General features: G+C 73.2%; 12 protein-coding genes and 1 riboswitch. Of the genes, 6 read left to right on the top strand and 6 right to left on the bottom strand.

Annotation, left to right across the window (positions count from 1 at the left end; genetic code table 11):
• Positions 1–2: 2 nt before the first annotated feature.
• Positions 3–185, bottom strand: a riboswitch (cyclic di-AMP (ydaO/yuaA leader).
• 312 nt (positions 186–497) lie between these two features.
• A complete protein-coding gene (locus AB0P03_RS30560; RefSeq protein WP_363585289.1) occupies positions 498–2,030 on the top strand; it encodes an MFS transporter in 1,533 nt (510 codons plus the stop codon).
• A 7-nt stretch (positions 2,031–2,037) separates the two neighbouring features.
• Here the strand turns inward: AB0P03_RS30560 and purB are convergent, their stop codons facing one another.
• The 4 genes from purB to AB0P03_RS30580 all read right to left on the bottom strand — a co-directional run bounded on the left by purB (position 2,038) and on the right by AB0P03_RS30580 (position 5,306).
• Complete coding sequence (purB, locus tag AB0P03_RS30565; protein WP_363631915.1) at positions 2,038–3,468, bottom strand: adenylosuccinate lyase; 1,431 nt, start codon at positions 3,466–3,468, stop codon at positions 2,038–2,040.
• 114 nt (positions 3,469–3,582) lie between these two features.
• Entirely contained in the window at positions 3,583–4,038 is a 456-nt protein-coding gene (locus AB0P03_RS30570) for a MarR family transcriptional regulator (RefSeq protein WP_363585291.1), read from the bottom strand.
• Positions 4,039–4,137: 99 nt separating this feature from the next.
• Positions 4,138–4,554 carry a DUF3037 domain-containing protein gene (locus AB0P03_RS30575; protein WP_363631917.1) on the bottom strand — a complete coding sequence of 139 codons (417 nt, stop codon included), beginning with the start codon at positions 4,552–4,554 and terminating at the stop codon, positions 4,138–4,140.
• Positions 4,551–5,306 carry a HipA family kinase gene (locus AB0P03_RS30580; RefSeq protein WP_079136059.1) on the bottom strand — a complete coding sequence of 252 codons (756 nt, stop codon included), beginning with the start codon at positions 5,304–5,306 and terminating at the stop codon, positions 4,551–4,553. Before AB0P03_RS30580 ends, AB0P03_RS30575 begins: the two co-directional genes overlap by 4 nt.
• 169 nt (positions 5,307–5,475) lie before the next feature.
• On the opposite strand from AB0P03_RS30580, the gene AB0P03_RS30585 reads away from it, so the two are divergent.
• The gene (locus AB0P03_RS30585) at positions 5,476–6,834 is read left to right on the top strand and encodes an NAD(P)/FAD-dependent oxidoreductase (RefSeq protein ID WP_363585293.1); all 1,359 of its coding nucleotides are present in this window, start codon (positions 5,476–5,478) and stop codon (positions 6,832–6,834) included.
• A gap of 91 nt (positions 6,835–6,925) precedes the next feature.
• On the opposite strand, the gene AB0P03_RS30590 is transcribed toward AB0P03_RS30585, so the two are convergent.
• Positions 6,926–8,143 (bottom strand): GDSL-type esterase/lipase family protein, encoded by a 1,218-nt coding sequence (locus AB0P03_RS30590; RefSeq protein WP_363631919.1) that lies wholly within the window; start codon positions 8,141–8,143, stop codon positions 6,926–6,928.
• Positions 8,144–8,368: 225 nt separating this feature from the next.
• The gene (locus AB0P03_RS30595) at positions 8,369–9,706 is read right to left on the bottom strand and encodes an aminotransferase class I/II-fold pyridoxal phosphate-dependent enzyme (protein WP_363585295.1); all 1,338 of its coding nucleotides are present in this window, start codon (positions 9,704–9,706) and stop codon (positions 8,369–8,371) included.
• A 34-nt stretch (positions 9,707–9,740) separates the two neighbouring features.
• Between AB0P03_RS30595 and AB0P03_RS30600 the strand changes: the two genes are divergently transcribed.
• From AB0P03_RS30600 to AB0P03_RS30615, 4 genes are all read left to right on the top strand, one after another.
• The gene (locus tag AB0P03_RS30600; RefSeq protein ID WP_363585296.1) at positions 9,741–10,412 is read left to right on the top strand and encodes a pyridoxamine 5'-phosphate oxidase family protein; all 672 of its coding nucleotides are present in this window, start codon (positions 9,741–9,743) and stop codon (positions 10,410–10,412) included.
• Positions 10,413–10,426: 14 nt separating this feature from the next.
• Positions 10,427–11,080 (top strand): FMN-binding negative transcriptional regulator, encoded by a 654-nt coding sequence (locus AB0P03_RS30605; protein ID WP_363585297.1) that lies wholly within the window; start codon positions 10,427–10,429, stop codon positions 11,078–11,080.
• 242 nt (positions 11,081–11,322) lie between these two features.
• A complete protein-coding gene (locus AB0P03_RS30610) occupies positions 11,323–12,732 on the top strand; it encodes a sugar porter family MFS transporter (RefSeq protein ID WP_363585298.1) in 1,410 nt (469 codons plus the stop codon).
• 54 nt (positions 12,733–12,786) lie between these two features.
• Positions 12,787–13,488 carry an alpha/beta fold hydrolase gene (locus tag AB0P03_RS30615; protein ID WP_363631920.1) on the top strand — a complete coding sequence of 234 codons (702 nt, stop codon included), beginning with the start codon at positions 12,787–12,789 and terminating at the stop codon, positions 13,486–13,488.
• Positions 13,489–13,519: the final 31 nt, after the last annotated feature.

Below are 13,519 nucleotides of genomic sequence, written 5' to 3' on the forward strand. Positions count from 1 at the left end.
GGAATTTTCCTCTCCGACGCCTGCGAGGTGAGCTGTCGGGTTCGGGCTGGAGTTGCCCGGCCGCACATGCGGCTTCACCCCTAGCCGGCCCTGGATCCGGGTACGCGAAAGCGTGCCGTTTCCGGTCCGGCGACTTACCTGTGGGTCCCCCGCTCCTGCCGTACAGAGTTCGGTGCGAGCCACCGGGCAGCGGCAGGATTCGGCGTTCCACCCGGTGGATCCGTCCGGACTGGCCGGGCGGTCGCTGAACTAAAACCCATCCGTTCGGGTGAAGCAATGTCGATCACTTGAACCGGCAACAACCCCCCGAGCTGCGGTGACCCTCCGAATGATCGGCTGCACCGTACGTGCACAATCCATTCACCCGGCGCCACTGATCCACGACGCTGCGCCGATTCCGCCACCGCTGCGCACCCGCCCGCTCACGCACCGCGCACCCACCGACACACCCCCCGGTGACCCTTGTCACGTACGCCCCACGGGCGCAGGATCGGCCCGTGGCCACCTCCGAAGCAGGAACACTGCGCCTGGGCACCTCGCGGGGACGCTGGGTCCTCCTCGCGACGGTGCTCGGCTCCAGCATGGCGATGCTCGACGGCACCGTGGTGAACGTCGCGCTGCCCCGCATCGGCACCGATCTCGGCGCCTCCCTCGCGTCCCTGCAGTGGACGCTCAACGCCTACCTGCTCACCCTGGCCGGACTGATCCTGCTCGGCGGCGCGCTCGGCGACCGGTACGGCCGGCGCCGGGTCTTCCTGATCGGCGTGCTCTGGTTCGCCGCCGCCTCCGCGGCCTGCGCCGCCGCCCCCACCATCCACGTGCTGATCGCCGCCCGCGCCGTCCAGGGCATCGGCGGGGCGCTGCTCACCCCCGGTTCGCTCGCCATGCTGCAAGCCGTCTTCCACCCGGACGACCGCTCGGCGGCGGTCGGCCTGTGGTCGGGCCTCGGCGGGGTGTCGGCCGCGGTCGGCCCCTTCCTCGGCGGCTGGCTGGTGGACGGCCCCGGCTGGCGGTGGATCTTCCTGCTGAACCTTCCGCTCGCGGCCGCCGTGGTCGCGGTCACCTCCCGGTTCGTCCCCGAGAGCCGGAACGAGAGCGCCGTCGGCCGCTTCGACGTCCCCGGCGCGCTGCTCGCCGCGCTCGCCCTCGGCGCGATCACCTACGCGCTGACCGCCGCCGGGGAGGGCCTGTCCCCCGCGGTCTGGCTCACCGGCGCGATCGGCCTGCTGCTCGGCGCGGCCTTCATCGCGGTCGAGCGCCGCGCCGCCGAGCCGATGCTGCCGCTCGGCCTCTTCTCCTCCCGGCTGTTCACCGCCGTCAACCTGGTCACCCTCTGCGTCTACGCGGCGTTCAGCGGGGTGTTCTTCCTGCTGGTGGTGCAGTTGCAGATCGTCTCCGGCTTCTCCCCGCTGGTCTCCGGCCTCGCCCTGGTCCCGATCACCGTGCTGATGCTGACCCTGTCGGCGCGCGCCGGGCGGCTGGGCAAGCGGATCGGCCCCCGGATCCCGCTCACCGTCGGTCCGCTGCTGTGCGCCGCCGGGGTGCTGCTGATGCTGCGCACCGGCCCCGGCTCCTCCTACTGGGCGGACGTGCTGCCCGCCGTCACGGTGCTGGGCTGCGGGATGACCCTGTTGGTCGCGCCGCTGACGGCGACGGTGCTGGCCGCCGTCGAGGTCCGGCACGCGGGCATCGCCAGCGGCGTCAACAACGCCGCCGCCCGCGCGGCCGGGCTGCTCGCGGTCGCCGCGCTGCCCTCGCTCGCCGGGCTGAGCGGCGACGCCTACCGGGTGCCGTCCGCGGTGGACTCGGCCTTCCGCACCGCGATGCTGATCTGCGCCGGGCTGCTGGTCACCGGCGGTCTGACGGCCTTCGCCACCGTCCGCGGCAACGTGCTCGCGCCGGTGGACCGCCCGGTGGCCGAGCCGGACTGCGAGTGGGCCTGCGGCACCACCCCGCCGCTCGACCCGGGCCACGTCCACACGGACGAGGGCCCCGCCACCGGATCGGCGGCAGGGCCCTCAGCCAGCTGACGAATCGTCAGAGGATGTCACCGGGCGCGTACTTGGCGGCCTCCGGGTAGGCGGCGGCGACGGCCTCCACCTGGCGGACCACCTCGGCGACCTGAGCACCGGCCGCACCGGTGAAGGAGAGCCGGTCGGCCAGCAGCGCGTCCAGCCCGGCCCGGTCCAGCGGGATCCGCTCGTCGGCGGCCAGCCGGTCCAGCAGCTCGTTCTCGCGGGCGCCCGCACGCATCGCCAGCGCGGAGGCGACAGCGTGCTCCTTGATGACCTCGTGCCCGGCCTCCCGGCCGACGCCCGCGCGCACCGCGCCCATCAGCACCTTGGTGGTGGCGAGGAACGGCAGGTAGCGGTCCAGCTCGGCCTCGATCACGGCGGGGAAGGCGCCGAACTCGTCGAGGACGGTCAGGAAGGTCTCCAGCAGGCCGTCGAAGGCGAAGAAGGCGTCCGGCAGCGCGACCCGGCGCACCACCGAGCAGGAGACGTCACCCTCGTTCCACTGGTCGCCGGCCAGCTCGCCGGTCATCGAGGCGTAGCCGCGCAGGATGACGGCCAGGCCGTTGACGCGCTCGCAGGAGCGGGTGTTCATCTTGTGCGGCATCGCCGAGGAGCCGACCTGGCCCTCCTTGAAACCCTCCGTGACCAGCTCGTGGCCGGCCATCAGACGGATGGTCTTGGCCAGACTGGACGGCGCGGCGGCCAGCTGGACGAGGGCGGTGAGCACCTCGAAGTCCAGCGAGCGCGGGTAGACCTGGCCGACGCTGATCAGCACGTTCTCGAAGCCGAGGTGCCCGGCGACCCGGCGCTCCAGCTCGGCGAGCTTGTCGGTGTCGCCACCGAGCAGGTCCAGCATGTCCTGGGCGGTGCCGACCGGGCCCTTGATCCCGCGCAGCGGGTAGCGGGCGATCAGCTCCTCCAGGCGACGGAAGGCGACCAGCAGCTCGTCGGTGATCGACGCGAAGCGCTTGCCCAGGGTGGTGGCCTGCGCGGCCACGTTGTGCGAGCGGCCGGCCATGACCAGCTCGGAGTGCTGGGCGGCCAGGCGGGCCAGCCGGACCAGCACGGCCACCGTGCGGTCGCGCACGTGCTCCAGCGACTGGCGGATCTGCAGCTGCTCGACGTTCTCGGTCAGATCCCGGGAGGTCATGCCCTTGTGGATCTGCTCGTGGCCGGCGAGCTCGCTGAACTCCTCGATCCGGGCCTTCACGTCGTGGCGGGTGACCCGCTCACGGGCGGCGATCGAGCCGAGGTCGACCTGGTCGATCACCCGCTCGTAGTCGGCGACGGCGTTCGCCGGTACCTCGACACCGAGGTCCTGCTGGGCCTTCAGGACGGCGAGCCACAGGTGGCGCTCAAGGACCACCTTGTGCTCGGGGGACCACAGCTGGGCCAGGGTCGCCGAGGCATACCGGGAGGCCAGGACATTGGGGATCTGGGGCTTCGCGCTCACGCTTCGCAAGCCTAACAGCCGAGGTCAGCCGGAACGTCGGCGCATCGGGCGGCTCCGGCCCGGGCCGGAGCGGACGGTTCCCGCCGGGCGCGGGGCGGCCCGCTGCCGGGCGGCCTACTGGGCGGCGCCGGACCTGCCGGCCAGTACCGGCAGGACCTGCGCGCAGATCGAGTGCAACGCGATCCGCTGCTCGTCGGTCATCGCCTCGAACGCCTGGTGCGTGCGGGCCATCTCGCCGCGGATGCGGTTCAGGATCTCCCGGCCCTCGTCCGTGATCACGACGATCTTCACCCGGCGGTCGCCGGCGGCGGCCTCCCGGTGGGCCAGGCGCAGCGACTCCAGCCGGTCCACGATCCCGGTGACGTTGGACGCGTCGCAGCCCAGCCGTCCGGCCAGCGCCCGCATCGGCACCGGCTCCTGCACCGCGCCGAGCGCCTTGGCCTGCGAGGAGGAGAGCCCGTGCCGGGCCGCGGCCGCCGCGAAGTCCTGGAAATACGCGGCGCCGACGGCGGCCAACGCTTCCATCAACTCGGCGTTGGTCGGTACGGTCGTCGTCGCTGTCGAACCCATGGGGTCAGCGTACGGCCAAGTGCTTCAGCAACTCAAGCTTTGACCACGGCAACCGTCGACGGCTTGACCGGAACTGCGGCACCGGCCGGTCGACAGAGCCTAGAGCACCAGCTGATCGAACAGGTGCCGCAGCTCCGGATCCGGGTCCGCGGTCAGCCCGGTGTGCACCGGCCCCGGCTGGACGATCGCGCTGCGCGGAGCGGTCAGCCAGCGGAACCGCTGCCCCGGGCTGTCCCCCGCCGCCGGACCGGCCTGCGGGCCCCCGGCGCACACCGCCTCGATCCCGTGCAGCGCCCGCCGCACCCCGTTCACGTCCGCCACCGGGTCGAGCGCCAGCAGCCGGGCCTGGTCCAGGTGCGTGCGCGCGGCCAGGTACCCGTTCTGGCGGCAGTACAGCAGCACCCCGACGTTGACGCACTCGCCGCGTTCCACCCGCGGCACCGCGCGGATCACGGCGTACTCGTAGTCGTGCAGCTCGACGGCGGCCGGCAGCGCGGGCGTCCTCGGCTCGGTCATGCGGGCACCTCCGGCAGCCAGTCGCGCGGACCGGCCAGTCGGCCGGTCAGCTGGGCGCGGTACGCGGCGCGCACCGCCTCGGGCGAGTCGAAGCCGGGCTCGTCCAGCAGCCAGACCTCCGGGATCCTCGCCACCGCGCCCTCGATCGCGGCCTCCGCGAGCGGTGCGAGCGCCTTGTCGGCGGCCGTCAGGTCCGGCCGGGCCCGCAGCAGCGCGTGGTCGGAGGCGTCGTACGGGCGGCGCACCCAGGCGGCGGCGCCCGCCCAGTGGTGGTGGAAGATCAGGCTCGCGCCGTGGTCGATCAGCCGCAGCCCGCCGGTCGCCACCAGCAGGTTGGGGTTGCGCCAGGAGCGGTCGACGTTGCCGATCAGCGCGTCGAACCAGAGCACCTGGCCGGCCAGCTCCGGATCCACCTCGAAGCAGAGCGGGTCGAAGTTGAGCGCGCCGCTGACGAAGGCCATCCCGAGGTTGGTCCCGCCACTGGCCCGCATCTGGTCCTGGACCTGCTGGTCCGGCTCGCTGCGGGCCAGCACCGGATCCAGGTCGACCGTCACCAGCTCCGGCACCGGCAGCCCGAGCCGCCGGCCCAACTCCCCGGCCAGCACCTCCGCCACCAACGCCTTCCGGCCCTGCGCCGCGCCGACCCATTTCAGCGCGTACAGCCGCCGGTCGTCGGCCTCGACCAGGCCCGGCATCGAGCCGCCTTCTCGCAGTGGCGTCACATAACGGACCGCCGTCACCTCGGGGAGCACGCCCGACAGCCTATCGGTGCCGACCCGTCACCTCCTCCCCTCCGTACGCCCCGTCCCACCCCTCCACCATCCGCCCCACCCCGGTGGCAGCCCCCGCTGCTCCGTGCGAGTGTGGCGGACAGCAATGGGGACCTTCGCGGTTACGACCTGCACGGCAAAGGGATGAGCGATGGAACGACCTCGGATCCTGATCGTGGGCGGCGGCTTCGCCGGCCTGGAGTGCGCCCGCCGACTCGAACGCAAGCTCGCGCCGTCGGAGGCCGAGATCTCGCTGGTCACACCGTTCAGCTACCAGCTCTACCTGCCCCTGCTGCCGCACGTCGCGGCCGGCGTGCTGACCCCGCAGTCGGTCGCGGTCTCCCTGCGCCGCACGCTGCGCCGCACCCACATCGTTCCGGGCGGCGCGATCGGCGTGGACCCGGCCTCCAAGGTGTGCGTGGTCCGCAAGATCACCGACGAGGTGGTGGCGCAGAAGTACGACTACCTGGTCCTCGCCCCCGGCAGCGTCACCCGCACCTTCGACATCCCCGGCCTGACCGACTACGCCCGCGGGATGAAGACGCTCGCCGAGGCGGCCTACGTCCGCGACCACGTGATCGCCCAACTCGACCTCGCCTCGGCCACCCTGGACCAGCGGGAGCGCGAGTCCCGGCTCCAGTTCGTGGTCGTCGGCGGCGGCTACGCGGGCACCGAGACGGCCGCCTGCCTGCAACGCCTGACCACCGCCGCGTCCCACCGCTACCCGCGCCTGGACGCCCGGCAGATCAAGTGGCACCTGATCGACATCGCCCCGAAGCTGATGCCGGAGCTGGGCGACGCGCTGGGCCTGGCCGCTCTGGAGGTGCTGCGCGGCCGCGGGATCGAGGTGTCGCTGGGCGTCTCGGTGGCCGAAGTCGGCGCCGAGTCGGTCAAGTTCACCGACGGCCGAGTACTGCCCTGCCGCACGCTGATCTGGACCGCCGGGGTGGCCGCGAGCCCGCTGATCGGCACGCTGGACGCGGAGACGGTCCGCGGCCGGCTCGCGGTGACGGCGGAGATGCGGGTGCCGCAGTTCGAGAGCGTGTTCGCGCTGGGCGACGCGGCCGCCGTGCCGGACCTCGCCAAGGGCGACGGCGCGGTCTGCCCGCCGACCGCCCAGCACTCCGCCCGGCAGGGCCGCGTGGTGGCCGGCAACGTGATCGCCGCGCTCCGCAACCAGCCTCTGGAGCCCTACTACCACAAGGACTTGGGCCTGGTGGTCGACCTGGGTGGCAAGGACGCGGTGTCCAAGCCGCTCGGCGTGGAACTGCACGGAGTGCCGGCCCAGCTGGTGGCCCGCGGCTACCACCTGATGGCGATGCGCACCAACGCGGCCAAGTTCCGGGTGGGCGCCAACTGGCTGCTCAACGCGACCGCCGGGGACGACTTCGTCCGGACCGGCTTCCTCGCCCGCCAGCCCGCCCGGATGCGCGATTTCGAGTACACCGACTCCTACTTGACGAAGGATCAGGTCCGGGCGCACGCCCAGGCCCTGCTCGCCAAGGGCTGAGCCGCCCGGCGCCCGCCTCCGGAACCGATCCGGAAACGGGCACCGGGCATCGCGTCACAACAGCCCAGCACAACGTCCCGGTGTCACGACGTCACCGCGCCGCCAGGTACATCCCGCCCGCGTCCTGCCCCGCCGTGTTGCGGCACGCGTAGTCGCCGCTGCTCTGCCCCCACAGCAGGGTCAGGCAGCGCCCGAGCGCCTGCTGCCCGTAGTAGTTGGGGTGCATCGACTCCTGCAGCACGCCCTGCGTGGAGTTGAGGCCGCCGTCCAGGAAGCGCGCCCATTCGCTGGTGGTCGCGGACGGTCCGGCGGTGGCGGTCGGCTGCCGGGTGGCCGTCGAGCAGACCTCGCGGCCCTGCAGCATGTCGGAGAGGTCGAGGAACTGGGCGCCCTTGGACGCCGCGACCCCGGCCAGCGACTTGGAGATCTGCGGCACCATCGAGTCGCGCGCCCAGTCGGCGTCACCGTCCCAGAACGGGCAGCCGCCGGTGTTCGAGCGGGTCCAGCCGCTCTCCGGGTAGCGTATCTCGGCACTGCGCGGGATCGGCGAGGGGTAGGACTGCAGGACGAGGCGATAGTCCCCCTGCGCGTAGCCGGCCCCGGCCATCACCGCGCGGATCTCGTCGATCGCCTTGCCGACGCCGGCCATCGCCGTGGGCATCTTCGAGTCGATCGAGGACTGCGCGGAGTCGTGGCAGTAGGAGTACCAGATGAGGTAGTCCTGGACGCAGTTGGAGATGATGCCGCTGAAGCCGAGGTCGTTGCCGCCGATCGACAGCGTGATCAGCTTGACGCTGTTCTGCCGTGCCACGGTGGCGAGTTGGTCGGCCTGCGGGGCCTCGCCCTTGAGCGTCTGGCCGCCGTTGGCGGCGCGGAAGATGTTCGCGGTGACGGCGCCGGAGCAGGCCAGGTTGATCTCGTTCTGCGCGCCGGTGGAGGCGCTGAGCACCTCGGCGACGTCGGAGCGGTCGCAGCCGCTCGCGGCCGTGGGGCCGTAGATCCGGGAGGCGTCGGCGGAACTGCCGTTCCAGGCGCGGTCGGTACCGGCCCGGCTGCCGCTGGTGCCGGCGGCGTTGCCCATCCAGCGGCCGGCCTCGCCGGAGATGTAGCTGTCGCCGAGCGTGACGCTGGCGGTGGGGCCGCCCGGTGCGGCGAGGGGTACGGAGGGGGCCGCGGCGGCCGACGCGGCGGTGGCGAGGCCGCCGGCCATCAGACCGCCGGCGGCCAGCGGGAGGGCGAGGGCCGCGGTGAGCAGCCGTCGGCGGAGTCGAGGGGCGCTGCGGGTGATGCTCGAACTGTTTTCGGGCACGGCGGAACTCCTGCGGCTCGGTCTCCCCGTGCGGTGGGGACGGGGAGACGCCTAGGTGAGGGTGGGCCGCCGGCCGGTGGCGCGATGAACATGACATGCCCGCACTGGTTACCGCTAGGTATCTGCACCAGGTTTCCCGCTTTGTTACCGCCGGGTTCAGACCAGCGGAGCACCGGGTTCAGACCGGCGGAGCGCACGGGTCGAACCGGACCGGCGCGGCCCGGTTCACACCAGCCGCGAACCGGCCCCGCCCGCCCCCAGCACGGCCGCCAGGTCCTCGGCCAGCCGCTGCGCGTCCGCCGGTTCCAACTGGGCCACGGTGAGCCGCAGCCCGGGCGGGGACTGGACGCGGTAGCGCGCGCCGGGCGCCGCGACCCAGCCGCGCTGCACCAGCGCCACCAGCACGGAGGTCTCGTCCGACACCGGCACCCAGACGTTCAGCCCGCTCTCGCCGTGCGCCTCGATGCCGCGCGCGGCGAGCTCGCCGAGCAGTGCGTTCCGGCGGGCCCGGTAGACGCCGGCCACCCGGGCGACCGGCACCGCGTCGGTGCGCCACAGTTCGGCGACGGCCCGCTGGAGCAGGTGGCTGACCCAGCCGGCGCCCAGGCGCAGCCGCCCGGTGACCCGCCCGATGGTGTCCTGGTCGCCGACGGCCACCGAGAGCCGCAGGTCCGGGCCGTACGCCTTGGCCGCCGAGCGCACCACGGCCCAGTGCCGCGCGCCGGCGCCCACCAGCGAGTGGTACGGCTGGTCGACCATGCCGTGCCCGTGGTCGTCCTCGATCAGCAGCACGCCGGGGTGCTCGGCCAGGACGGCCCGCAGCTCCTCGGCCCGGCGGGCGGTGAGCGCGGCGCCGGTCGGGTTCTGCGCCCGGCTGGTGACCACCACCGCACGGGCGCCCTCGGCCAGCGCGGCGGCGAGCGAGTCGGGCAGCGGGCCCTCGTCGTCCAGCCGGACGGGCGCGGGCCGCAGGCCGAGCGCGGGCAGCAGGTCGAGCAGGCTGCCCCAGCCCGGGTCCTCGACGGCGACGGCGTCGCCGGGGCGCAGCCGGATGGCGAGGATGCGCTCGATGGTGTCGAGCGAGCCGGAGGCGACGGCGATCGGGCCGCCGGGCAGGCCGTCGGCCTCGAAGGAGGCGCGGGCGAGCGCGAGCAGCCCGGGGTCGACGGCCGGGTGCCCGTACAGGACGGGCTCGGCGTGGGCGGCCCCGGCGGCGGCCGCGAGGACCGGGGCGAGGTCGGGCAGCAGAGCCGGGTCGGGGTTGCCGCCGGACAGGTCGCGGGCGTGCGGGGGGACGGGGACGCGGATCTGGTCGCGCGGGGTGAGCGCGGGCCTGGGGAGGATCCGGCTGCCCTTGCGGCCGGCGGTCTCGATCACCCCGCGGTCGCGGAGCAGCCGGTAGGCGGCGGCGACGGTGTTGGGGTTGACGCCGAGTTCGGCGGCGAGGTCGCGCAGCGGGGGCAGCGCGGTTCCGGGGGCGAGGCGCCCGGTGCTCACGCCCTGTTCGATGTGGGACGCGATTTCGCTGGCGCGTCGCCCTTTCAGCGGATAGTCTCCTAGCACAAAGTAAATTATGCACTAGTACATAGAGGTTGTCATGTCGGCCCCTTCCGAAGGCTCCGCCAGCTACTCCCGCACCCCCCGCACCACCCCCACCCGCTACAAGGACCGCGCCACCTGGGAGCAGGAGGCGATCCACGACATCCTCGACCACGCGTACATCTGCCACCTCGGATTCGTCGCCGACGGCGCCCCCGTCGTCCTGCCGACCATCTACGCCCGCGTCGGCGGCCGGCTGTACGTCCACGGCTCGACCGGCAGCCGTCCGCTGCGCAACGCCTCCGCCGACCAGGGCCTGCCGGTCTGCCTCACCGTCACCCTGGTCGACGCGCTGGTGCTGACCAAGTCCGCGTTCAACCACTCGGTCAACTTCCGCTCGGTCATCGCGCACGGCACCGCCCACCAGGTCACCGACCCCGAGGAGCTGGACGTCGCGCTGGCCGCGCTGGTCGACCACGCGATCCCCGGCCGCTCCGCCGACGTCCGCCCGGCCAACGCCAAGGAACTCGCCGCCACCGCCGTCCTCCGGCTCGACCTGGACGAGGTCTCGGCCAAGACCCGCGCGGACGGCGCCGACGACGACCCGGAGGACCTCGACCTGCCCCACTGGTCCGGCCTGATCCCGGTCACCACCGTGCACGGCACCCCCGAGCCGGCCGCCTCCACCACCGTCCCGCTGCCCGCGCACCTGCGCGGCTACCCCCGCTGACGGAGGGCCCGCCGATGCTGATCAGATCCTGGGACCGCGGCGACGAACAGGAGTGGCGCGCCTGGCTGGCCGAGGGCCGCGACTTCGGCCTGCTCGCCGCCAACGGCGGACCGGGCGAGGGCCCGGTGCTCGTCCCGACGCACTTCCTGCTGGACGCCGGGCGCGGCGAGATCCTGCTCCACCTCGCCGCGCCCAACCCGCTGCTGGCCGCCGTCCGGGCCGACCCGCAGGTCACCCTCGCGGTCACCGACGGCTACGCCTTCGCGCCCGGCCACTGGCGCGGCGAGCCGGGCACGCCCACCAGCTACTACGCCTCCGTCCACTTCCACTGCACCGCCGAGCTCGTCGAGTCCGCGGCGGGCAAGGCGGAGATCCTCAACCGCCAGCTGGCGCACTTCCAGCCGGAGACGCCGGACACCCGGGTGGTGCCCGGTGAGGGCGAGTTCTCCCGGCTGCTCCCCGGCCTGCGCGGGCTCCGCCTGACGGTCCGCGAGGTGCGGGCCAAGTTCAAGTACGACGACAAGAAGCCGGCCGACGCCCAGCACGCGATCGCCGACCGGCTGGCCGAGCGCGAGGCCGACCGCGCGAACGCCCCGCACCCCCGGCGCGACCAGGACGCCGCCGCCCGCACCCAACTGCTGCGCCGGCACCAGCGGCGCGTCGGCTGACCGGGACGCACCGAGTGACCGGGGGGCACGTCAACTGGCCCGGCAGGCGCGCCGGCTGACCGTGGGGCGCGTCCGACCGTTCACGCTCCCGGCGCGAACGGCCCATCACACCGCGCGTGACTGACCCCGGATCACCCGATCGGCCTCCAATTCGAGCAGGGCGGCCCCGTCGCTGCTCGAATGTGAGACGAGTCCTGCCCACTCGGCCGTCAGAGCGGGCCCGTCCACCTCGGGGAGCGCGCTTGTCCACACTCAACAGCCATCGGGCGGGCGAGGCCCACCTCGGGCACGTCATCTTCATCTCCGCCGCCGCCGCGATGGGCGGGTTCCTGTTCGGCTACGACAGCGCGGTGATCAACGGTGCGGTGACGGGCATCCAGAAGCACTTCGCCGTGGGCAACGGCGAAACGGCCTTCGTGGTGGCCATCGCGCTGCTCGGCTCGGCGGCCGGCGCGGTGGCCGCCGGCCGGCTCGCCGACCACCTCGGCCGGGTCCGCACCATGCTGCTGGCCGCCACCCTGTTCGCGATCAGCGGCATCGGCTCGATGTTCCCGCCGAGCATCCAGGTGCTGGCCACCTGGCGCGTGGTCGGCGGCATCGCGATCGGCATCGCCTCGGTGATCGCGCCCACCTACATCGCCGAGGTCGCGCCGACCGCCTACCGGGGCCGGCTCGCGTCCTTCCAGCAGATGGCGATCGTGCTCGGCATCACCGTCTCCCAGCTCGCCAACTGGGCGATCAACCAGGCCGCCGGCGGCGAGTCCACCGGCCACCTGGGCGGCATCCAGGCCTGGCAGTGGATGCTCGGCGTGGAGACCATCCCGGCCCTGGTGTACGGGCTGATGGCGCTCGCCATCCCGGAGTCGCCGCGCTACCTGATCGCCGACCACCGGGAGGATCAGGCCCGCAAGGTGCTGCGCGAGGTGGAGGGCGAGGACGTCGACCTGGACGCCCGGGTCGCGGAGATCCGCACGGTGCTGGAGTCCTCGCACAAGCCCCGGCTCAAGGACCTGCTCGGCGGGCGGTTCGGCCTGCTGCCGATCGTCTGGGTCGGCATCGGGGCCTCGGTGTTCCAGCAGTTCGTCGGCATCAACGTGATCTTCTACTACTCCTCGTTCCTCTGGCAGTCGGTCGGCATCAACGAGTCCAACTCGCTGCTGATCAGCCTCTCCACCTCGATCATCAACGTGATCGGCACGGTGATCGCGATGGCGCTGGTGGACCGGATCGGCCGCAAGCCGCTCGCCCTGGCCGGCTCGATCGGCATGGCGCTCGCGCTGGGCACCGCCGCCTGGGCGTTCTCGTACCGGCACGGCACGGGTGACACCGCCACCCTCGACAACACCCACGCCACCGTCGCCCTGGTCGCGGCGCACGTCTTCGTGCTCTGCTTCGCCTTCTCCTGGGGCGTGGTGGTCTGGGTCCTGCTCGGCGAGATGTTCCCCAACCGGATCCGCGCGCTCGCGCTGTCCGTCGCCGCCTCGGCCCAGTGGATCGCCAACTGGGCGATCACCGTCAGCTTCCCCGACCTCGCCGACTGGAACCTGTCGGCGACGTACGTCATCTACGCGGCCTTCGCGCTGCTCTCCATCCCGTTCGTGGCCTTCTGCATCAAGGAGACCAAGGGCCGCGCCCTGGAGGAGATGGGCTGAGCCCGCCCCCGTCGAGTCCCCGCCGCATCCGGCCCGACCCACCGCGAGGAACCCATGCCTGACCAGGGCGGCTCCCGGCAGAACGTCGCCTTCCCGAGCAACGGCCGCACCGCGCACGGGTACCTGGCCCGCCCACCCCAGGGCGTCGGGCCGGGCCTGGTGGTGGTGCAGGAGTGGTGGGGCCTCACCACGCACGTCGCGACGATGGCCGACCGGTTCGCCGCCGAGGGCTTCACCGTGCTGGCCCCCGACCTGTTCGGCGGCGCCACCACCCACGACCGCACCGAGGCGGCCCGGCTCACCCGCGAACTCCCGGTCGAGCGGGCCGTCGAGGACCTCTCCGGGGCCGTCGACCACCTGCTCGCCCTGGAGGGCGTGGTCGGCGACGCGGTCGGCGTGGTCGGCTTCTGCATGGGCGGCGGCTTCGCCCTGCTGCTGGCCGCCCGGGAGGGCGACCGGGTCGCCGCGGTGGTGCCCTTCTACGGCCTCCCGCCCGACCCGGACTTCGACTACCGGGGCCTGACCGCCCACGTCCTGGGGCACTACGGCGAACTGGACGGCTCGATCCCGATGGCCGCCGTCGACGAGGCCGCGATCCGGATCGGCGAGGCCACCGACGTCCGCCCCGAGATCCACTTCTACCCGGCCGGCCACGCCTTCATGAACGACGAGAACCCGCTCGGCACCTACGACCCGCTCCAGGCCGCGACCGCCTGGCGCCGCACCCTCACCTTCCTGTGGGGCCACCTGGGCTGAGCCCGTCCCAGCCGTGAAAACCCGTTGGACA

Origin of the sequence: Kitasatospora sp. NPDC088779 (assembly GCF_040685395.1) — a bacterium.
Taxonomy (GTDB): domain Bacteria; phylum Actinomycetota; class Actinomycetes; order Streptomycetales; family Streptomycetaceae; genus Kitasatospora.

Coding starts and splice junctions, on each gene's coding strand:
- AB0P03_RS30570 (WP_363585291.1), bottom strand. CDS start 4,038: ATGGGTTCGACAGCGACGACGACCGTACCGACCAACGCCGAGTTGATG.
- AB0P03_RS30575 (WP_363631917.1), bottom strand. CDS start 4,554: ATGACCGAGCCGAGGACGCCCGCGCTGCCGGCCGCCGTCGAGCTGCAC.
- AB0P03_RS30585 (WP_363585293.1), top strand. CDS start 5,476: ATGGAACGACCTCGGATCCTGATCGTGGGCGGCGGCTTCGCCGGCCTG.
- AB0P03_RS30600 (WP_363585296.1), top strand. CDS start 9,741: ATGTCGGCCCCTTCCGAAGGCTCCGCCAGCTACTCCCGCACCCCCCGC.
- AB0P03_RS30605 (WP_363585297.1), top strand. CDS start 10,427: ATGCTGATCAGATCCTGGGACCGCGGCGACGAACAGGAGTGGCGCGCC.
- AB0P03_RS30615 (WP_363631920.1), top strand. CDS start 12,787: ATGCCTGACCAGGGCGGCTCCCGGCAGAACGTCGCCTTCCCGAGCAAC.